23 protein-coding genes are annotated in these 20,968 nt (G+C 35.7%); 16 read left to right on the forward strand and 7 right to left on the reverse strand.

The window, feature by feature from the left end; translation table 11 throughout:
- The first annotated feature begins 1 nt into the window (after window position 1).
- From MKY02_RS06500 to MKY02_RS06510, 3 genes are read left to right on the forward strand one after another with little or no spacing between them, the layout of a single operon-like run.
- Complete coding sequence (locus tag MKY02_RS06500; protein ID WP_076064887.1) at window positions 2-814, forward strand: HAD family hydrolase; 813 nt, start codon at window positions 2-4, stop codon at window positions 812-814.
- 55 nt (window positions 815-869) lie between these two features.
- Window positions 870-2,492: a YceG family protein gene (locus MKY02_RS06505; protein ID WP_340710814.1), complete on the forward strand. Its 1,623-nt coding sequence runs from the start codon at window positions 870-872 to the stop codon at window positions 2,490-2,492.
- A 22-nt stretch (window positions 2,493-2,514) separates the two neighbouring features.
- Window positions 2,515-3,594 carry a toxic anion resistance protein gene (locus MKY02_RS06510; protein WP_038186874.1) on the forward strand — a complete coding sequence of 360 codons (1,080 nt, stop codon included), beginning with the start codon at window positions 2,515-2,517 and terminating at the stop codon, window positions 3,592-3,594.
- Window positions 3,595-3,799: 205 nt separating this feature from the next.
- On the opposite strand, the gene MKY02_RS06515 is transcribed toward MKY02_RS06510, so the two are convergent.
- On the reverse strand, window positions 3,800-4,996 hold the full coding sequence (locus tag MKY02_RS06515) for an FtsW/RodA/SpoVE family cell cycle protein (RefSeq protein ID WP_076035189.1): 1,197 nt from the start codon (window positions 4,994-4,996) through the stop codon (window positions 3,800-3,802).
- A gap of 248 nt (window positions 4,997-5,244) precedes the next feature.
- On the opposite strand from MKY02_RS06515, the gene MKY02_RS06520 reads away from it, so the two are divergent.
- On the forward strand, window positions 5,245-5,724 hold the full coding sequence (locus tag MKY02_RS06520; RefSeq protein ID WP_038186867.1) for a hypothetical protein: 480 nt from the start codon (window positions 5,245-5,247) through the stop codon (window positions 5,722-5,724).
- Between the two features lie 51 nt (window positions 5,725-5,775).
- Here MKY02_RS06520 and MKY02_RS06525 read toward each other — a convergent pair whose 3' ends face one another.
- From MKY02_RS06525 to MKY02_RS06540, 4 genes are all read right to left on the reverse strand, one after another.
- Window positions 5,776-6,348 carry a 5' nucleotidase, NT5C type gene (locus MKY02_RS06525; protein ID WP_038186864.1) on the reverse strand — a complete coding sequence of 191 codons (573 nt, stop codon included), beginning with the start codon at window positions 6,346-6,348 and terminating at the stop codon, window positions 5,776-5,778.
- An 18-nt stretch (window positions 6,349-6,366) separates the two neighbouring features.
- Window positions 6,367-7,482 (reverse strand): flavodoxin-dependent (E)-4-hydroxy-3-methylbut-2-enyl-diphosphate synthase, encoded by a 1,116-nt coding sequence (ispG, locus tag MKY02_RS06530; protein WP_038186861.1) that lies wholly within the window; start codon window positions 7,480-7,482, stop codon window positions 6,367-6,369.
- 97 nt (window positions 7,483-7,579) lie between these two features.
- Entirely contained in the window at window positions 7,580-7,924 is a 345-nt protein-coding gene (locus tag MKY02_RS06535) for a hypothetical protein (protein WP_038186858.1), read from the reverse strand.
- 60 nt (window positions 7,925-7,984) lie between these two features.
- Window positions 7,985-8,500, reverse strand: coding sequence for a DUF1189 family protein (locus MKY02_RS06540; RefSeq protein WP_340708819.1), 516 nt, complete (start codon window positions 8,498-8,500; stop codon window positions 7,985-7,987).
- Between the two features lie 218 nt (window positions 8,501-8,718).
- On the opposite strand from MKY02_RS06540, the gene MKY02_RS06545 reads away from it, so the two are divergent.
- The 9 genes from MKY02_RS06545 (at window position 8,719) to phoU (ending at window position 18,638) form a co-directional block, all read left to right on the forward strand.
- Complete coding sequence (locus tag MKY02_RS06545) at window positions 8,719-10,326, forward strand: Na/Pi cotransporter family protein (protein WP_179078250.1); 1,608 nt, start codon at window positions 8,719-8,721, stop codon at window positions 10,324-10,326.
- Between the two features lie 11 nt (window positions 10,327-10,337).
- Window positions 10,338-10,817 (forward strand): DUF456 domain-containing protein, encoded by a 480-nt coding sequence (locus tag MKY02_RS06550; protein ID WP_038186850.1) that lies wholly within the window; start codon window positions 10,338-10,340, stop codon window positions 10,815-10,817.
- A gap of 139 nt (window positions 10,818-10,956) precedes the next feature.
- Window positions 10,957-11,565, forward strand: a complete 609-nt coding sequence (locus MKY02_RS06555) for a superoxide dismutase (RefSeq protein WP_038186848.1) — start codon at window positions 10,957-10,959, stop codon at window positions 11,563-11,565.
- A 256-nt stretch (window positions 11,566-11,821) separates the two neighbouring features.
- The gene (locus MKY02_RS06560; protein ID WP_038186846.1) at window positions 11,822-14,029 is read left to right on the forward strand and encodes a peptidoglycan D,D-transpeptidase FtsI family protein; all 2,208 of its coding nucleotides are present in this window, start codon (window positions 11,822-11,824) and stop codon (window positions 14,027-14,029) included.
- 218 nt (window positions 14,030-14,247) lie between these two features.
- Entirely contained in the window at window positions 14,248-15,222 is a 975-nt protein-coding gene (locus MKY02_RS06565; protein ID WP_038186843.1) for a PstS family phosphate ABC transporter substrate-binding protein, read from the forward strand.
- Window positions 15,223-15,288: 66 nt separating this feature from the next.
- Window positions 15,289-16,236: a phosphate ABC transporter permease subunit PstC gene (pstC, locus tag MKY02_RS06570; RefSeq protein ID WP_038186840.1), complete on the forward strand. Its 948-nt coding sequence runs from the start codon at window positions 15,289-15,291 to the stop codon at window positions 16,234-16,236.
- Window positions 16,237-16,238: 2 nt separating this feature from the next.
- Complete coding sequence (gene pstA, locus MKY02_RS06575; RefSeq protein ID WP_076035212.1) at window positions 16,239-17,117, forward strand: phosphate ABC transporter permease PstA; 879 nt, start codon at window positions 16,239-16,241, stop codon at window positions 17,115-17,117.
- Between the two features lie 19 nt (window positions 17,118-17,136).
- On the forward strand, window positions 17,137-17,964 hold the full coding sequence (gene pstB, locus MKY02_RS06580) for a phosphate ABC transporter ATP-binding protein PstB (protein ID WP_038186836.1): 828 nt from the start codon (window positions 17,137-17,139) through the stop codon (window positions 17,962-17,964).
- Between the two features lie 14 nt (window positions 17,965-17,978).
- On the forward strand, window positions 17,979-18,638 hold the full coding sequence (gene phoU / locus MKY02_RS06585) for a phosphate signaling complex protein PhoU (protein ID WP_038186833.1): 660 nt from the start codon (window positions 17,979-17,981) through the stop codon (window positions 18,636-18,638).
- 191 nt (window positions 18,639-18,829) lie between these two features.
- On the opposite strand, the gene MKY02_RS06590 is transcribed toward phoU, so the two are convergent.
- Together MKY02_RS06590 and MKY02_RS06595 are read right to left on the reverse strand one after the other, a co-directional pair.
- On the reverse strand, window positions 18,830-19,309 hold the full coding sequence (locus MKY02_RS06590; RefSeq protein WP_340710816.1) for an endolytic transglycosylase MltG: 480 nt from the start codon (window positions 19,307-19,309) through the stop codon (window positions 18,830-18,832).
- Window positions 19,306-19,680 (reverse strand): hypothetical protein, encoded by a 375-nt coding sequence (locus MKY02_RS06595; protein WP_038186831.1) that lies wholly within the window; start codon window positions 19,678-19,680, stop codon window positions 19,306-19,308. Before MKY02_RS06595 ends, MKY02_RS06590 begins: the two co-directional genes overlap by 4 nt.
- Before the next feature lie 227 nt (window positions 19,681-19,907).
- Here MKY02_RS06595 and rpmG point away from each other — a divergent pair, with 227 nt between their 5' ends.
- From rpmG to MKY02_RS06610, 3 genes are all read left to right on the forward strand, one after another.
- Complete coding sequence (gene rpmG, locus MKY02_RS06600; protein WP_038186828.1) at window positions 19,908-20,057, forward strand: 50S ribosomal protein L33; 150 nt, start codon at window positions 19,908-19,910, stop codon at window positions 20,055-20,057.
- A 67-nt stretch (window positions 20,058-20,124) separates the two neighbouring features.
- On the forward strand, window positions 20,125-20,730 hold the full coding sequence (locus MKY02_RS06605; RefSeq protein ID WP_038186824.1) for a 5-formyltetrahydrofolate cyclo-ligase: 606 nt from the start codon (window positions 20,125-20,127) through the stop codon (window positions 20,728-20,730).
- Window positions 20,714-20,923, forward strand: coding sequence for a YqgQ family protein (locus tag MKY02_RS06610; protein ID WP_038186823.1), 210 nt, complete (start codon window positions 20,714-20,716; stop codon window positions 20,921-20,923). Before MKY02_RS06605 ends, MKY02_RS06610 begins: the two co-directional genes overlap by 17 nt.
- The last annotated feature ends 45 nt before the right edge of the window (window positions 20,924-20,968 follow it).

The following is a 20,968-nucleotide window of genomic DNA, read 5'->3' on the forward strand; positions in this document are numbered from 1 at the left end:
TATGAAGATACTATTTACATCTGACTTAGACCGTACACTCATTTACTCAAATCATATGATGTCACTTTATCCTACTAACAAATCGAAAACGGCAGTAGAACGTAAAGCTGATGTAGAGACTAGTTGGATGTGTGACGAGACGATGGAGTTACTAAAAGAAGTAAGAGAAAAGACATTATTTGTTCCAGTTACTACTCGTGCAAGGCACCAATATGAACGGATTCATTTCATACAAGAATTACATCCGCTTGTTGCGGTTACAAGTAATGGGGGGACTATATTAGAGAACGGTAAACCTGATCTCGTATGGGCAAAGCAGTTAAGGAAATCCATTGAAGATTCTTCGGTTCCAGATGAACAAATGCTACAAATTATGAATGATATAAAGTATGCCAATTGGATGGAGCGATCTTTATATATTGATGATTTATTTTATGTTAATCATGTTCATCTAGAAAATGTCCAACCGGTTGCTTTGCAACAACTAAAAGAGGAATTACATGAACTTGGATGGCATGTACTGTTACAAAAGAAAAAACTCTATATGATACCTAATGTCCTAACGAAAGAAGCAGCTGTGACGTATATCAAGAATAAATATAGCTTTGACTTTCATTTTGCAGCGGGCGACTCTATATTGGACTATAATATGCTAGCAATGGCAGACAGATCTTACACACCACTTCACGGTGATATGAAGGATAAAGAGCCCAAAAAACTAACTCAAACTCACTATTCAAACGAAAATGGAACAGCATTCACGAAAGAGCTATTACATGATGTTCTAGAGCATGTAAATCGTGTTACACTATAAGAGAAAATGAAATGCTATAAGTTCAAACACACTCTTTAAGGAAGGAGGAGTTTGTATGCGTAATATGCAAATTGAGCCTATATTACATAAGGATACAACAGATTGGCAAGCGCATTTTTTGGCGCCTTGCAAAGATAGAGCACTTTATGAATTGGATGATACTAGGTTTCGTTTTAGTCGAATTGCTGTACGTGTATTGGGTGTTCCTGTAGAGGAAGATGATTATTTTAATGCTCTATTTGATATGGCGAAAAATGACTCAGTCCATGTATTAAGCGAGAAATTAGATAAATATATTGATCCAAAGGACTTTCAAGCTGTGCAATCAATCTTAAAAACACATCAGGAAACGCCTAAAGGATTGTCTATTAATCGATTAGTTGCCTTGATGTATGGGCATCAATTAATCCCACAACATCCAAATGCATTCATCAATAAGCATTTACAGTTAACCATGATTAACATCATTGAATTATTCAAAGAACAGCAAGCAGCGGGTTTACTATCAAATGAATTTAGACGGTTCTTAATCGATATGATTAAATGGCTTAAAAACCACTGGGCAAAATGGTCACAGTCATTAGATATCGGTGATGAATTTCCTAAAGTGGTTTGGTACGGGGAGTCGACTATTAGCCAGCGCTACTTTTTATTATTATTAATGGAGCTGGGTTGCGATGTTTTAGTTTTTTCTCCTACTGGGACAGATGAGTTTTCTGCGTTAGATCCTGATGAGAAGCTGTCTGTTGTCTATCGTTATGCGACGACAACAACATTGCAACCTTTTCCAGAGAAATTACGTGAACGACAAGCAACTGTTGGTTATCGCTCAAGTAAACATTTTGATAAGTTAATGCATGACCAACAATCTGGTGTATTTAAACCATGGCAGTTCAAAGAACATTTACCACGTTCTATTACATTGCGTACGACATATGATGATATTTTTATTTATGGCAATGAAAAAGCGATGGTGCGACCAGAGTTCAAAGTTGTAGGAGAGCAAATATATATTCCGGTTATTTTTGCGAAAATTGCTGGTATTTCAGTGGATCGTGAAGAATATTGGGAGAATATGCACAAGCTTATACAAGGTCCGAATAGCCAATTTGTTAAAGCATTCCCATATATGAAGAGCAGTAAAGCTAATTTTCAATTCCATTACAATCATTGTTTGGAGAATAATGAATTGTCGCCTGCGAAAATGATGGCGAGTGATTGGTGGCAATATGGTCAATTGCAGGAATCCATTCAGGTGGCAATTGCACATACTATCAAAGATTGCTGTGAAAATCCTTCGCTTCTACCTCTTGCGCATGAGAAAGAGATAGATTTACAGCTCTTTATGTTTAAAACAGCTACAATGATTCCGATTGAACTGTTACGATTACTCCAGAACTTTGATTATTCACAGGAAATTCCTCGACTCGTATTATACCTCTCTCAAATGGACGGGGAACTATCTCGAGAAGATGCAGCATTACTAGTCTTTTTAAATCGATTTGGTGTAGATATCATACTATATAATCCGACTGGTAAATTAGATATGGAAATGTATATGGAAAAAGATGTATTTGACATTCACTTACTTGAACATATGGTTTTTGACCAACCATATCAAGAGCCAAAATCTAAACCAAATTCAATAATAAAAAAATTCATCCATAAGTTTTTATAGCTTATGAGTAGGGAGAGAAAAAATGTCTGATTTAGTTGCCATTGAAAAAGATGGATTAAACGAACAAACAGCAAATGAAATGAAATTGCAATTACGTCAAGAACCTGAAGTCCAAAAAATCGTGAAGATGATAGACATTAGAAATCAAATCGATTTATTATCATTAGGTAAAGAACCGGCAATCAAACTGTCACGTTTCTCTGACCGAATTCTAGATACAATGACCGTATCTAAACTAGATCAATCGAGTGAATTGTTGAATCAGTTAGAAAAGCTAATGAATAAATTCGACAAAAATGAGTTAACAAAAGAGCCAGGCATGTTAGATAAAATTTTCAAACGTGCTAAGCAAAAAGTAGAAGCTCTTTTCAGTAAGTACAATACGCTTGGTAAAGAAATTGAAAAAATCCATGCGCAGTTTATGATTATTGAAGAGGAATTGAAAAGTAATAACCGTGATTTGGAAGGACTATATCAAGAAGATATAGAATATTACTTCGAGTTAGAGAAGTATATTGTGGCAGCTGAAATGAAGCTAGATGAAGTAAAAACGGCGTTAATTCCTGAATGTGAAGCACGTGTAAGTGGTGGAAACCAAATGGCGCGTATTGAGCTTGAAAACTTAAGAACAGTACAGGAATTATTAGAACGCAAAGTAGATGACCTTGAAAAAGCACGTATGGTAGCGGTTATCGCAGCACCTCAAATCAAAACAATGCAACGCGGAAATAATGATCTAATTGCTAAGATTAACAGTGCTTTTGTAACAACAATCCCAGTTTTCAAAATGGGTATTATAAATGCAGTCAATGCACGTCGTCAAAAGTTACATGCAGACTCTTTAAATGCATTTGAAGATCGCGCAAACCAAATGCTACAAGATGTAACAAGTGACATTATGCAACAAAGTGTAGACATCGCTCGTCGTTCTGGTAGCTCAAGTATCAAAATGGAAACGATTGAGAACATGTGGGATACTATTGTTACAGGTATTGACGAATACAAAGCAGTTAAACAAGAACAAGCAGTTCAGCGTGTAGAAGATAAAAAACGTCTAGAAGCTATTCGCGAAGATGCTAAGCGCGTTCTATCTAATGGCTAAACGTAAAAAAATAATAAAAAGCATTTCCGAAGAGACTAATATCTCAAAGGAAATGCTTTTTTATTTTCCGGGAAATATTCAGTGCAATATTCGTCAAAATTTTCAATATAGCTGTTTTATATGTTAGAAAATCATTATATATGCTAATCGACTAATTAATAGTATTAATAAGAAACTTACTAAACTAAATAGTACAAGTATCCTTTTATCTGGAGTATTTTGCATCAAATTGCACTTCCACTTCATTTGTATTTTGGAACAAATAGCCGCTATAAGATTTTTTTATAACATGAATTAGACCAATAAGCATCATATTCGATAATAATGAACTACCACCATAACTAAGGAAAGGTAGTGTTACACCTGTCACAGGTAACAAACCAATCGTCATGCCGATATTTTGAAATACTTGAAACGTGAATAAGCCGATAATACCGGAAGCTAGTAGAAAGGTATATTGCTTTTTAGCATGTAAAGCATGAAAAACCATGCGATAAATTAATAAAAAGAACAATACAATTACAATGGATCCTCCGATAAACCCCATTTCTTCAGCAATTGTAGAGAATATAAAATCTGTATGTTTTTCAGGTACGTAGACGTTATTCTCTAAGTATCCTTTTCCGCCAAATAATCCAGAGCCGATCGCTAATAATCCCTGTTTTGTTTGAAAGGCAGAGTCACTATATTCAAATGGATGAAGCCAGCCGTTAATCCGAGAAACTTGGTGAGGTGACAAGTTACCTAAGATTTGTTCTGTATAGAAGCTATTAAATTTAAAGTAAATAATCACTAGAGCACTAATAATGATAGTAGGAATCAGTGTAATGACTACTAACAGTTGTTTTTTTATACCCGAAAAATAAATCATTGGAATTAGCATAGCCATATAAAGCATAATCATGCCTGTATCGGGTTGTTTATAAACGATTAGCATGGGTGGTATGACGACAATGCAGATTTTGACCAACAGCCATAGGTCAGTTATGTATGTTTGTTTAAATGCCTTTGTGTTATGTTTTTCAATTATTTGAGCGACGACGAGTAAAAATGCAAATTTTAAAAACTCAGAAGGTTGAAAAGTACCGATAAATTTTATTTGATACCATGATTTTGCTTTATTAATAGGTGCAGCTATACTGTCAGGTGCAAAAATTAACACAATTAATAATAGTACAATCAGAGCATAAAAATACCAAGAAATTTTCCTTAATTGTTCGAAATCTAAACTAGCAATTATGTACATGATTGCAAAGCCAATACAAAAGAAAATAATTTGCTTCACTATAAACGAACCACTATATTGGCCGAAATTAGTATTACTTGAATAGATAAATAAGCAACTAATAAACGCTAGTATTAATAAATATATATTTAATTGCCAATCCATTTGATTTTTCATTTCGCCCTCCTATTTTCCTTATTATGTAGAATTTAGAACGGTTACTAAGTTAAAAAGTTCCTAAAAATTACAATTATAGGTAGTAAGTGATTTTGATATATTAAACCATTTCTCATTTAACATTAATAGAGAAACGTTTGCCAATCTTGTTACAACTTTTGTGACTTTAAGACAGCACTTCTAATCCGTAGTATAATAATGGAAATAGAATCGTAGGAGTATTGTTGCAACTAGAGGAGGGGAACTACTTGAAGACATGGAAGATAGTATTGTTGTTATTGATAACTTTAGTAGTTGTAAGTGCTTGTGGCAAAGAAGATAAGGCAAATGAGAATAAGAAAATAAAGATTCCAGATACCGAAGATTATCAATCACTATATGTTCAAGGTGTAAATAATGAGGGAGTTGGTACAGATTCCACTAGAAAAATAATTACGGACAAGAAAATAATTCAATCATTTATAGAAAAAGTAAATCTAATGGAAGTAATTGTGCCGAAATTAGAAGAGGATACTGAAAATGTAAAAGAACTTCATAATCAGGGGAACTATATTATTGCACTTTCTAAATCAACAGATTTGAGTGGGAAAACGTATAAATTATATGTATTAAAGGATGGAACTGTGTTTTTCCAAGATCCTGTTAAAAAAGAAATGACTTATATGTCTGCAAAGAAAAACACTGCACTCTATAAAGAAGTGAAAGAATTATTAGCTATTGACTTTTAATAATAGGAACCAAAAAAGCTAGTACGCAATTTACGTACTAGCTTTTAGTCTTTAAATACCGAATTCTTTTTTGATCCAGTGATTTGCTTCTTGCCAGTTACTTACACGAATCACGCCATTTGGAATGGGTTCGCGGTTATAAGGAGCGTCGAATAATAGCACAGGGATGTCTAATTCCTCGTGAAGCTGAACAGCATTTGCATGCTTGTCCTCGAAAAAGGCATGTACATCGTATTCACGAGCTTTAATTGCTTTATTGACAGGTCCAACGATATCAATTTTGTCATATGGTACATTGAATTGTTTAAACCATTCGTAAGTGACATCTGTTGAATTGTCCTCGCGGGCTGTAATGTAATAAAGCTCAACATCTTTTTGCCAAGCAGATAAAATTGCTTGTGCATCTTGTTGAATAGGTGAAGCCATATAAATTTCTGGCTCATTTTCTCTAAACCACTTGAAAAACTCAACACTATCAACAGGGAACGCAGCCGTTAAGTCATATTGCGTTATATCAGTTAAGGCTAAATTGACATTAAAGGCTTTGTTGATATGAGGCAGAAGTGATTCTGGAGTCGTAACAGTACCGTCAATATCGATACCAAAACGGTAGTTTTTCTTCATTTCATTGCCCCCTGTATACTATGCTTTTGCGTTTTCAGCTTTTTCAGCATCTCTTTTTTTATAATATTCTTCAGCTAGTTTATCGATTTCGATTTTCAGCTCTTCAACCATCGTTTCTTCAGGTACTTTACGAACAGTTTTACCTTTCATAAATAGTAAACCTTCTCCGCGAGCACCAGCGATACCGATATCGGCTTCACGAGCTTCACCAGGGCCATTTACAGCGCAGCCTAGAACAGAAACTTTAAGTGGTGCTTTAATTGTTTGAAGATATTCTTCTACTTCGTTAGCAATTGAAATTAAGTCTATTTCAATACGACCACAAGTTGGGCATGAAATAAGTGTCGGAATGTCAGAAGCTAAACCGAATGTTTTTAATAGTTCACGTGCTACTTTTATTTCTTCAACAGGATCAGCGCTTAATGAAATACGCATTGTATTCCCGATACCCATGCTTAATATTGCGCCTAAACCAGCTGCTGATTTAATCGTACCAGAGAATAGTGTACCTGATTCAGTAATACCTAAGTGAAGTGGATAGTCAAATGCACGGGATGCTTTTTCATATGCTTCAATTGCTAGGTTTACATCAGATGCTTTCATAGAAACGATAATATCATGGAAATCTAAGTCTTCTAAGATTTTAATATGGTGTAAGGCACTTTCAACCATACCATCTGCAGTAGGGTAGCCATATTTTTCAAGGATTTTACGCTCTAATGAACCAGCGTTTACACCGATACGAATTGGTACGCCTTTTGCTTTAGCTGCATTTACAACAGCTTCTACTTTTTCTTTACGTCCAATGTTACCCGGGTTAATACGAATTTTATCAACACCAGCGTCGATTGCTTTTAAGGCTAATTTGTAGTCAAAGTGAATATCCGCTACTAATGGGATATGGATACGTTTCTTGATTTCAGCTAATGCATCAGCTGCTCGTTCATCTGGGCAAGCGACACGAACGATTTGACATCCAGCTTCTTCTAAACGAAGAATTTCTGCCACAGTTGCTTCTACATCATGTGTTTTAGTTGTTGTCATACTTTGTATAATTACTTCATTGCTTCCGCCAATTGTTAAGTCACCTACGCGAACTTTACGCGTTTTCGAACGGTGAACGATTTCATTCATGAAAACTCTCTCCTTCATAGGCTCAAAAATAAAGCCTTCACTGTACACTATTTTAGCAGTGTTCCAAAGAAAATGACAAGGAAGAAACATTAATTGTTTAATTTGTACATGAATGAGCGTTTTTTGTGCTGAATGGTAGTTGAATCAACTCACCAGGCTTAAAGGATTGTTTTAGTAAATGTGGATTTAGTTCATAAAAAAGTTCCAAGCGTTCTGAGAAGCTCATCGAACTTTCAGATGGATAAAGCGCAAACAGTGATTGTAGGTTATCACCGGGTATTGTACGAACCGTGATTGTTTTAATATCTGGAACATCAACACATGTTTCTTCAACAACTGGTTCTTTATAAAAAGCTGCTAGTGGAATTGTACCCTCTAGAAGATCGATTTTCAGGATAAAAGCAATAAATAGAATACCAAGTGCAGAAAAGAATATCTTCAAAAAAATCTCCCCCTTCGTTCAATATATGAACAAGAGAGAGATTCATTCGTATCAATTCTATTATTTTTTTATTTTTGGGTATTTCGTTATCGCACTTGCGATATAGGCTACGGTAATCACCATAGAGATGATGGTCATAAATGTGCCATTTAAAGAAGTGAAAGATAGTATACTTGTTAGTATAGTAGAAAGAGTAGTAGCGAGTGCAGTTGTACGCCAAATATGGCGATATTCACCTCGATGTCCCATCATTTTCAATAATATAAATCCTATAAAGCCATAAATACTTATTCGTAGAAAAGTTAAAAAAGTAGTAATGGTGAATAAGAAGACGAAAGCAAACGGATATATTAACCATTTAATATCATCTAGGTATTCTTTTAGACCTTCAAGCTGCGATGTGTCAACGCTTGAACCCACACCCGTTAGGAACTGGATAAAAGAAATTACAGTGATAAAAGTGATTAATATAAAGACGTATTGAATCAATTTACCAATAGGTAGCATTCGGTATGCAGCTAGTTTTTTGGGATGTAATATACTGTCTAGAAATAATTGATAATGTTTAATTTTCATAATATGATATGCTCCTTCTATGTTATATTACCATGAGTTAGTAACACTTAGTAATTGTCGGCATTGTGAACAATTACACTTTATTGAAAGTGGCTATATTAAACGATTGTAAATTTTTTATAGAATAACTTACAATTTGATTACATTTTCTTCATAATAAAGCTGAGCTTAATAGTAATGCAGGGAGTTGACAGCAGTTGAGTCTGAATTGGCAAGATATGCTCTTCCAGTTCTTTGGGGGATTAGGACTATTTTTATTTTCTATTAAATATATGGGTGACGGCTTACAAAAATTAACAGGAGATCGCCTTCGTGATATATTAGATCGCTATACAACAAATCCAATGATGGGCGTACTAGTCGGCATATTAGTAACTGTACTTATTCAATCAAGCTCTGGTACAACTGTCATTACAGTTGGACTTGTTAGCGCAGGCTTTATGACGCTACGTCAAGCAATAGGCGTTATTATGGGTGCCAACATAGGAACGACATTTACTGCATTTATCATTGGCTTTGATATTGGTCAATTTGCATATCCAGTCTTAGCTATTGGCGCATTTCTATTATTTTTCTTTAAGAAAAATAGTATTCAAAATATCGGACAAATTGTCTTTGGTCTGGGAGGATTATTTGTTGGCTTGGAACTTATGAGTAAGGGGATGAAACCTTTACAAGAGCTACCATCATTTATCGATATGGCTTTACGTATTAGCGAACATTCTTTACTAGGGGTCATTTTAGGTGCATTGGTAACATTAATCATTCAGAGCTCTAGTGCCACAGTTGGTATTTTGCAAGGGTTGTACGGAGAAGGATTGATGCCGCTTCACGGGGCGTTACCGATTTTGTTTGGTGATAATATCGGAACGACAATAACGGCTGTATTAGCATCTATTGGTGCATCAGTAGCCGCACGTCGAGCAGCAGCGATGCATGTATTATTCAATGTCGTTGGAACGATTATTTTCCTATTAATTTTACCTCAATTTACGCTTTATATAGAATGGTTAGCAGGCGTCGCAGGATTAGAACCAAAAATGCAGATTGCATTTGCACACGGCTCATTTAATGTAGTGAATACAATGATTCAATTACCGTTAATTGGTTTGTGGGCATATGTTGTGACGAAGCTCATACCTGGTGAGGATTCTCCTATTGAATATAAACCAAGAAGTTTAGATCCGCATTTTATTGAAGCATCACCTGCTATTGCTATTGGACAAGCGAAAGAAGAAGTTTTACGCATGGGTGAATATAGTATTCGAGGGTTAGAAGAGACATTCGAATATTTGAAAACAAATGATAAAAAGAATGCTACAAAGGTTTTACATTATGAAGAAGCAATCAATAGCTTAGATCAGAAAATCACTGATTATTTAGTGAAAGTTTCTGTACAACCATTGTCAGATACAGATTCTACTAGACACCATATTTTACTAGAAAATGTCCGCGATATTGAGAGAATTGGAGATCATTTTGAGAATATCGTGGAGTTAATAGACTACAAAGCCGTGAATGGGGTACAGTTGAGTGAACCTGCTATAAACGATTTAAGTGAAATGTTTACATTAACAATTGAAACAGTTCAAAAGGCTATTCTGACATTGGATACAACTGACCATGGAATGGCAATTGAAGTGACAAAAAAGGAAGAGCTTATTGATCAAATGGAGCGAACTTTTAGGAAAAAACATATTCATCGATTAAATCTTGGCCAATGTTCAGCACATTCGGGTATAGTCTTTACAGATATCGTTAGTAACTTAGAACGTATAGGGGATCACGCTGTTAATATCGCAGAAGCTATTTTACAAAAACATTAAGGAGGGATTCTATGGATGTAATCGCATGGATACTAATAATTTTAAGTTTTATTATTGCGTTTGTTGGGCTTGTATATCCTATTATTCCGTCAGTACTATTTATATTGCTAGGGTTTATCCTATATGGAGCATTTTATAGCTTTGGAGATTTACCTTGGTGGTTCTGGGTAATTCAAATTTTATTTGTTGCATTATTATTCGGAGCAGATACATTAGCAAATGCTTTTGGCGTGAAAAAATTTGGTGGTTCAAATGCAGGGATGTGGGGAAGTACAATAGGTTTATTAATCGGACCATTTGTCATTCCTATTGCTGGCATACTGCTCGGACCTTTTTTGGGAGCAGTGCTAGCAGAGTTAATAGTTAATAGAAGTAGTGTAAAACAAGCGATTCGAACTGGAATCGGTTCACTCGTCGGGTTCTTAACTTCTATTATTACGAAGGGAATTATCCAAATAATAATGATTGTTATATTTGTTATTGTGATATAAATTGCTTGATAAATTAATAGATTTTCAGTCAAAAGGCTGAAATCCAGTGATTTAGTTAATAATGTTTGAATGAATGCTGTTATTTTGATAACCTAAGAATGTAATTAATACTTATTAATCCTGAGGAGGAAAATTAATCATGGCTTTTGAATTACCAAAATTACCTTATGCATATGATGCACTAGAACCACATATCGACGCAACTACAATGGAAATTCACCACACTAAACATCACAATACTTATGTTCAAGGCATAAATGCTGCTCTAGAAGGCAAATCAGAATTCGAAGGGAAATCAGTTGAAGAAATTATTGCTAATTTAGATGCTGTTCCTGAAGAAATTCGTACTGCTGTACGCAACCACGGTGGCGGTCACTCTAACCACTCATTATTCTGGGAATCTTTAGCTGCAAATGCAGGTGGAGCTCCAACTGGCGAATTAGCAGCTGCAATTGATGCTAAATTCGGTAGCTTTGACGCTTTCAAAGAACAATTCGATAATGCTGCTAAAACTCGCTTCGGTTCAGGCTGGGCTTGGTTATCAGTTGCTAACGGCGAATTAGAAATCTCTTCAACTCCAAACCAAGATTCACCGATCATGGAAGGTAAAACTCCATTATTAGGTCTAGATGTTTGGGAGCATGCTTACTACTTAAACTACCAAAACCGTCGTCCTGACTACATCGGCGCTTTCTGGAATGTAGTAAACTGGGATAAAGTTGCAGAACGTTTTGCAGCTGCAAAATAATCTATTTTAAATGCAACAAAGCACGTACCTTTGACGTCAAAAAGGTACGTGCTTTTTTTATGGTAAAAGAATACATAAGTTGACCTGTAAAGTTTGTAATTTGTACTTTTATTCTCTTTTTCCAAAAATAGAGCACTTCATTATTTTCGTATAAAATAGAAATCAATTAGACTATTTTTCGACATGACTACGGTGTGTTTTTGTGCTGAAAATGATATACTACTAATTGTGAATAAAGCGGAAGGGGGGACATTGCATGCGCAAAAAAAATCCATCTAAAAAGAAACGTGCAGCTAGTGTCAAAGCAAAACAGCGTGCAAATCTTTCGTTTCGAATGAATATACTTTTCTTTTCAATTTTCCTTTTGTTTTCTCTTTTGATTTTGCGTTTAGGGTATATGCAAATCGTTAAAGGTGAAGAATATGTGAGAGAATTAGCGCGAACTGACGAAGTAACGGTAAATTCTAGCGTTCCTCGTGGCCGTATTTATGATAGACAGGGCCGAGTTTTAGTTGATAATGAACCAAAGAATGCGATTACTTATACAAAACTACAATCGACAACAACGAAAGAGATGTTGGAAACTGCAAATAAACTCGCAAAACTCATTAAAATGGATACGAAACCTATCACGGATCGAGATAAAAGAGACTTTTGGATAACGCTCAACAAAGAAAAGGCTTATGCAAAAGTAAGTGAAAAAGAACAGAAAGACATTAACAATGATTCAGAACTAGAACAGAAAGAAAAGCAGGCAGAGCTAGATAAATTAGTGCGTGACCGAATTACTAATGATGAATTAAGAGAATTAACAAAGAAAGATTTACAAGTGTTAGCTATTTATCGATTAATGGCTGCAGGTTATTATTTATCACCACAAATTATTAAAAGTGATAATGTAACGAATAAAGAATTTGCAATCGTATCAGAGAATTTAACAGAGCTACCTGGTGTAAATACTACTACAGATTGGGCTCGTGTGAAAAAATCTGCATTAAGTATTTTAGGTTCAACGACAACACCAAGGGAAGGAATTCCAAAAAATTTGGTGGACTATTATTTGGCACGTGATTATTCTCGAAATGATCGTGTCGGTAAAAGTTATATTGAACAACAGTATGAAGAGATATTACAAGGCCAAAAAGCCGTTGTCAAAAATGCTACAAACGGCAAAGGGCAAGTTGTAGATACAGTAACTACATCTGAAGGTTCTCCTGGAAAAGAATTAATTCTTACGATTGACAGTGAATTACAAGAAAGCCTTGATAAGATTGTGGAAGAACAATTGCTATTTGCTAAATCACAAGCAGGTTCTTCGTTACTAGATCGAGCTTTTCTTGTTATGATGAATCCAAACACAGGTGAAATTTTATCGATGGTTGGTAAAAAACTCGACACAGATGATAATGGGAAAATGACAATTAATGACTACGCTATTGGTTCATTTACATCTGCTTATGAAGCAGGTTCTGTTATTAAACCAGCAACACTTTTAACGGGTTATTCGTTAAATGCAATTACTCCAAATGAAGTTCTAATAGACGAACCAATCAAAATTTTAGGTACTGAACCCAAAAAATCCATTTTTAATCCAGGTGGTAGAATTTCAATGGATGGTTTAACTGCTTTAGAGAGATCTTCCAACGTATATATGTTTAAAACAGCGATGAAAATTGCAGGTGTAAACTATGTGCCAAATGCGGGATTACGAGTGACATTAGAGGATTTTACAAAAATTCGTAATTCATATGCACAGTTTGGCTTAGGAGTAAAAACAGGTATAGATTTACCTGGAGAATTTGAAGGATTTAAAGGAAATGAAACAATTTCAGGTAAATTACTTGACTTAGTAATTGGTCAGTATGATACTTTTACTCCCCTTCAATTAGCTCAATATGTCTCAACTATTGCTAATGGTGGTAAACGAATTCAACCACATTTGGCGAAAGAAATTCGAGAGCCATCTGTTGATGGTAAAACATTAGGGCCAATCGTAACAGAACTTGGACCTACAATTTTAAATACGATTGACAATACTAAATCAGAAATAGATTATGTTAAGAGCGGAATGCATCGTGTTTATTTTGGAAATCAAGGGACAGGAGCTTCTTACTTCCGGGATGCGAAGTTTAATGCGGCAGGTAAAACAGGTACGGCAGAGGCTGTCTATTATGGGCCAAAGAAAAGTGCATACGGAACACAAACGTTAAGTATCACTCATGTTGGCTTTGCTCCTTATGATAATCCTGAAATTGCATATGCAGTAGTTGTACCGTGGGTTACAACAGGTACAAACTATACAGCTATCAATAACATCATTGCTCGCCAGGCTGTTGACAAATACTTTGAAATCCAAAAGAAAAATACGAAAAAGGCAAAACAAAAAGTAGGAGAAAAAATTAAAAAGCCTATTACAAAAGAGCAGATCGATGAAGAAGATGCGCAAAAAATGGGTACTCAATAAAATGACTTTCTTCTATTAAAATAGTTAAACGCCTCACATTGTACAAAATACAATGTGAGGCGTTTTTTGTATACATTATTACAGAAAACGACAGCGATTTACAAAGCATTTACAATACCTTTATATAACCTTACATTACATTTATATGTCCTCAACATGTCTACTTTATAGTTAACAGTGTAGTAAACAAACACAAAAACCTTAGGGGGAACAAACAGATGAAAAACTGGAAGTACTTCATGATGACATCAATCGTAGGCTCGGCACTTTTGTTAGGAGCATGTGGCAGTGACACAGAAGAAGGTAGCAAAACGTCAAGCAGCGGTGCATCTAGCCAAGAAACAAATGCTGGTGCAAGTGAGCAACTAGAAGGAAAAATCGCAGGAGATGGTTCTTCAACTGTAGCACCAATCATGGAAGCAATTGTAGAGGAATATACAGCTGTTCAACCTAAAGTACAAGTTTCAGTAGGTGTCTCTGGAACTGGTGGCGGATTTGAGAAATTCATAGCAGGTGAGACGGCATTTGCAAACGCATCTCGTGAAATTAAAGAAGAAGAGGCTGCTAAGTTAAAAGAAGCAGGCATTGACTATACAGAAATGAAAATTGGGTATGATGGTTTATCTATCGTAGTAAATAAAGAGAATGATTGGATAGAAGATTTAACAGTAGATCAATTAAAACAAATTTGGACTGAAGATGGTAAAGAAAAGAAATGGTCTGATATCGACCCATCTTGGCCAAAAGAAAAAATTACCTATTACTCTCCTGGTACTGACTCAGGAACATATGACTACTTCGATGAAGTTATTTTAGACGGTAAAGATTTAGCGAAAAAAGCAACTCTATCAGAAGATGATAACGTACTAGTACAAGGTGTTGAAGGCGATAAAAACGCTATCGGATACTTCGGTTACGCATACTACGTAGCAAATAAAGATAATCTTAAAATTGTTAAAGTCGGCGGAATTGAGCCAACAAATGAAACAATTAAATCAGGTGAATATTCACCGCTCTCTAGACCACTATTCATCTACGTGAAGAATAGCGAAGTAAAAGAAAATGCAGCATTCTATAACTTTATGAAATATGCTCTTGAAAATGCAGGCGATATGGCAGAAGCTGTAGGCTATGTTAGAACACCAGATGAAGATTACAAAAAAGACTTAGATGCTTTAGAAGGCTTGAAATAATCACTGGCTAGGGGAGCGAGTAGCAAAACGCTACCTGCTCCCTTTTTACTGAAGGGGGACTTCAACTTGGCTGTAAAAGAATCGACGGATAAGCTGTCTGTTCAAGATTTAATTGCACAATCACGTGGTAAGGGATCTAAAAAGGTAGTAGAAAAAGTAATGCCAATCTTATTGTTTACCACTGCTTTAATCTCGGTATTAACAACGTTTGGAATAGTTTTCACACTTATTTTTGAAACATTTGAATTCTTTAAGGAAGTACCTTTCATTGATTTCTTATTTGGTACCGAATGGCTTCCATTCTCAAGTAAGGAGCCAATGTACGGAATTTTACCACTAATCTTAGGAACGTTAAAGGTAACAGTTATTGCAGTTTTAGTAGCAGTTCCACTCGGTATTGCTGCAGCAATTTACCTTAGTGAATATGCAAGTGATCGTACACGACGTTTGATCAAACCAGTTCTAGAAGTATTAGCAGGTATTCCGACAATTGTTTATGGATTCTTTGCACTGACTTTTGTCACTCCGATGTTACAAGAATTGATTCCAGGGTTGAAAATCTTTAATGCATTGAGTCCGGGGATTGTCGTAGGGATCATGATATTACCGATGATTGCCTCGCTTTCTGAGGATGCAATGACTTCAGTACCAAATGCAATGCGAGAAGGTGCTTTGGCACTTGGTTCAACAAAACTGGAAGTAGCAATCAAAATTGTGTTACCAGCAGCTTTATCAGGGATATTGGCTTCGGTAGTACTTGCGGTGTCTCGTGCAATTGGTGAAACCATGATCGTATCTCTTGCTGGAGGAGCGACACCAACATTTGACTTTAGCGTGACGGATTCAATCCAAACGATGACGGCATATATTGTTCAAGTTTCAACAGGTGATGCAGGCTATGGAACAACCATTTACTACTCAATTTACTCAGTTGGATTTACACTATTCATCTTCACATTGCTGATGAATTTACTTGCACATTTCATTTCAAAACGCTTTAGGGAGGAATATTGATAGTGAAATATGTTGATCATACGCAAGTTGTGAAGCGCATGAATGGACGACTAGTTGTAAATAAGCTGTTGAAAACAGTCTTCCTATTAGCAACACTTTTTGCCTTAGCAATGCTTGGTATATTAGTTTACCGCATGTTTGATCAAGGTTGGGGTTATTTATCGGTAGACTTTTTATCAAACTTTGCTTCTAGGTTCCCAGAAAAAGCAGGGATTAAAGCTGCACTCGTTGGTTCCGTCTTTCTAATGTTAGTTGTGGCACCAGTATCCCTATTTCTGGGGGTAGGAACGGCTATTTATTTAGAAGAGTATGCGAAGCAAAATAAAATAAATGCTTTTATCCGCATGAATATCTCGAATTTAGCAGGTGTTCCTTCTATAGTATTTGGATTACTTGGTTTAACGATATTCGTTCGTTCGCTAGCATTAGGGAAAAGTGTACTAGCAGCAGGACTTACAATGAGTTTGCTGATCTTACCCGTTATTATAGTGGCTGCACAAGAAGCGATTCGTTCTGTACCAAAGGAATTAAGGGAAGCATCATACGGTATGGGTGCGACAAAATGGCAAACTATATTAAAAGTTGTCTTGCCATCAGCGGTACCAGGAATTTTAACAGGAAGTATTTTAGCGCTGTCGCGAGCTATAGGTGAGACTGCACCGCTTGTTGTATTAGGGATTCCGGTGATTGTACATTTCTTACCAGATGGCATTTTGAGCGAATTCACAGCTTTACCAATGCAAATCTTTGACTGGGCAAAACGCCCGCAAGAGGAATTTCAATATGTTGCAGCGGCCGGAATTCTAGTCTTGATGACATTCTTAGTTATCTTAAACTCCATTGCCGTCATAATTCGAAATAAATTTCAGCGTCGTTATTAAAAACTAGGGGGCTTCAATGATGGTTAAACTTCCAGTAAATGAAGTATATGAAACAAAGGGACAAAACTTAAAAGTAATTTCAAATGAAGACAAACGAACAGTGTATCATTCGAAAAACTTGAATTTATGGTACGGGGAACATCATGCCTTAAAAGATATAAATCTAGAAATGAAAGAAAACGAAGTAACGGCAATTATTGGTCCATCTGGTTGTGGTAAATCGACGTATATCAAAACATTAAATCGAATGGTCGAGCTAATACCATCTGTTCGTACAGAAGGTGAAATTTTATACCGTGAGCGTAATATTCTAGATAACAAATACCAAGTTGAAGAATTGCGCACTAAAGTAGGTATGGTATTTCAAAAACCAAATCCATTCCCAAAATCTATTTACGATAACATCGCTTATGGTCCGCGTATACATGGTATTAAAAATAAGAAAATTCTCGATGAAATCGTGGAAAAAAGTTTACGCGGAGCAGCGATATGGGATGAAGTTAAAGATCGACTAAACCAAAATGCATATGGATTATCAGGTGGACAGCAACAACGTATCTGTATTGCTAGATGCCTTGCCATTGAACCAGATGTCATATTAATGGATGAGCCAACTTCAGCATTAGATCCAATTTCTACATTAAAAGTTGAAGAGTTAGTCCAAGAATTAAAAGAAAACTATTCAATTATTATTGTGACACATAATATGCAACAAGCAGCGCGTATTTCTGATAAAACGGCATTCTTCCTAAATGGAGAAGTGATAGAGTATGCGGCAACGAACCATATTTTCTCTACACCAACGGATAAAAGAACAGAAGATTATATTTCCGGTCGATTCGGTTAAGGAGGAATATAGAGATGACGGTTCGTGAAAAATTTGAAAATGATTTAAAGCGAGTGCAAGGGCTAATGTTAGATTTATGTCATATGTCTATTCAGGCATTAGAGAAATCAGTTGAGGCACTTTTCGATCAAGATATTGATGCGGCACTATTATTAATAGATCAAGATCGTTTTATCAACAGGTTAGAAGAGCATTTAAATGATGAGGTCATTTTATTGATCGCCAAACAACAACCTGTTGCGACTGATTTACGTCGCTTAATCGTCATGATTAAAGCTGCCTCAGATATGGAGAGAATTGGGGATTATGCTGTAAACATCGCCAAAGAGACGATTCGTCTTGGTGAAACGAAAGTGGTCTATCCTACGGAGAAAATTGCACAAATGCGAGATCAAGCAATCGCAATGTTAAAAAATATGGTACAGGCATTTATCGAAGAAGATATGAATAAAGCGAAGGAAATTGCGCTCTTAGATGATCAAATTGATACTTTATATGGAGAAGCAATTGTTGAAATATTAAATACACCGACAGAAAATATGAAAGATATTGGCCAAGTGGCGCAATTATCTTTTGTTTGTCGGTATTTAGAGCGTTCGGCGGATCATGCCACAAATTTGGCTGAGCTGTTATTTTACTTAGTGAAGGGTAAGCATTATGAGTTGAATCAATAGCCTTTCTATAGAAGAAAGAAAGCTGACTAATGAGCCAGCTTTCTTTTTGTTGTTCAAATTGGAGAACAGATTTAATAACAGTGATGTGCTTTCAACTTAGCTGAGTTTAACTGAAAAACGTCCAATGAGTATATTAAATACTCATTGGACGTTTAAGTTTTTCAGAACTAAATGCTCTAAATGCATTTCAATTATTTACTACGCGTAATTTTCTTAACAATTTCAGCGGTAGTCATTTTGATATTTAAATCGTATGTGCCAATTTGAAGACTAGAAGCTTTGTCATTTTTGATGACGTAAAGCTCGAAGTCACCAGCATCTTTAATTATACCGGCTTTCTCCAGAGCTAAACTTACTTCTGAAGTACCCATACCCTTTTTAATAACAAGTGTATACGACTTTACAGTTTTTCTAGCTGAGGAATTTACCGATACTGTGTTATTTTTTAATGCGCTGTAGTCTGTTTGAATTTTAGCAAGCTGCTCTTTTGCTTCAGCTGCTTCCGCGTTAATTGCTTCTAGTTCAGTCTTTTTGATAAGGACTGTACCTTTAGGCACATTAAAATTTGCTGCTTCAATGTCAGCGTCACTTGTTATGAAATCCACGAATGTGAAGCTAGCACCCGCAAGAAAAAGAGCGATGCCAAATGCTCGGATGGATGATTTTCTCATACGCGGCTGCCTCCACTTTGAAGGACTTCTTGCACCTGCTCTACTGATAGAGAAGATCGCTTACTAATTTCAGGGATAGTATAGCCCTGCTTATGTAGCGTTTGCACTTGACTGATAATAATTTGGTGAACACCTTTAGTGGATGCAGTTACAGGAGAGGCTGCTTTTTTAGGTTTTCCTATCAATTTGGGCTCTAATAATAATTCTTCCTCAATTACTTTTAAGCGACGCTTTAGTTGATGCGTTTCTTGGTAAAAATTAAGAGAAAGTTCTTCAACATCTCCCTCGATTTGTGTCGAATGATCTTTGATGAAAAACGAAGTAATTATTACGATAATCCCAACAATCATTAATATAGATGATAATTCCAAATTCTTTCACCTCAATAGGTTTAAATAGTTGTGATACCATTTTATCATAAAGTAGGACATAATACTCCTGCTCATCAAACAGTATCCCACGTTTAGCCACGTATTAGACGAAATTTCCAGAAGAAATGACAGTAGATTTTTTTCGAAGTTATGATATAATGAGTTAGTCGTATAAATCATGCTCACTAAAGACATTTTATTCTTGATATAGAGTGGGAGGGGTAAAGATGCGCGTTAATATTACATTAGCTTGCACTGAATGTGGCGAACGTAACTACATTTCTAAGAAAAACAAGCGTAACAATCCAGAACGTCTTGAATTGAAAAAATATTGCTCTCGTGATAAGAAGAACACTCTTCACCGTGAAACGAAGTAATAACTGTTGCCAAAACCACGAGTGGTTTTGGCTTTTTCCGTTCTTTGGACTAAAAGGAGTGAACCCCTTGGATAAAAAAACACTACGTCAAGATATGAGAGTAAAGCTTGCTCAAATGTCAGAGGCGCAATATGATGCATACTCATTGCAAATTCATGAACAACTATTAAGAGAATCTTCTATTAAAAAAGCGAATATAATTGGTTTAACCATATCAGCCTTTCCAGAAGTGAATACAATCACTTTAATTGAAAAACTCTGGTCACAAGGCAAACGAGTAGCTGTTCCTAAATGCGAACCTAAAACACGTGCTATGATATTCTATGAAATTACATCATTCGATCAATTAGAAACGGTCTATATGCAACTGAAAGAACCTATTCCTGCATTAACAAAAGAAGTGCCAAAGAAAGAAATCGATTGTTTGATTGTTCCAGGTGTTGTATTTGATCAGTTTGGTTTTCGCGTAGGCTTTGGGGGCGGCTACTATGATCGGTATTTAGCCAGTTACAACGGAGAACGAATCACCTTAGCTTTTGGAGTACAGCTCATACATAAAGTACCGACAGATCAATATGATTTACCGGTTCATAAAATAATTACAGAGACAAGCGTGATTAATTGTCTTGAAAATCGAAAGGAGTCACAATCAGTCGATGAAAACAGTATATGATGTAATGCAATTTTTGAAACGCTTTGGTACATTTATTTATACAAAAGATCGAGTTGCGGATTTAGAACTGATGGAGGATGAGATCCGAGAACTCTACTCTTCACATTTAATAGACATACAAGATTATCAAATGGCTTTGATGATCTTACGCCAAGAAATTTCGAAAGAGAAAAGGAATAGACAACAAATGTAAAGAAGTGGTAGAATTTATTTTCTACTACTTTTTTTAAAGATTAAT

The sequence above is a fragment of the Viridibacillus sp. FSL R5-0888 genome (genome assembly GCF_038009105.1).
Taxonomy (GTDB): domain Bacteria; phylum Bacillota; class Bacilli; order Bacillales_A; family Planococcaceae; genus Viridibacillus; species Viridibacillus arenosi.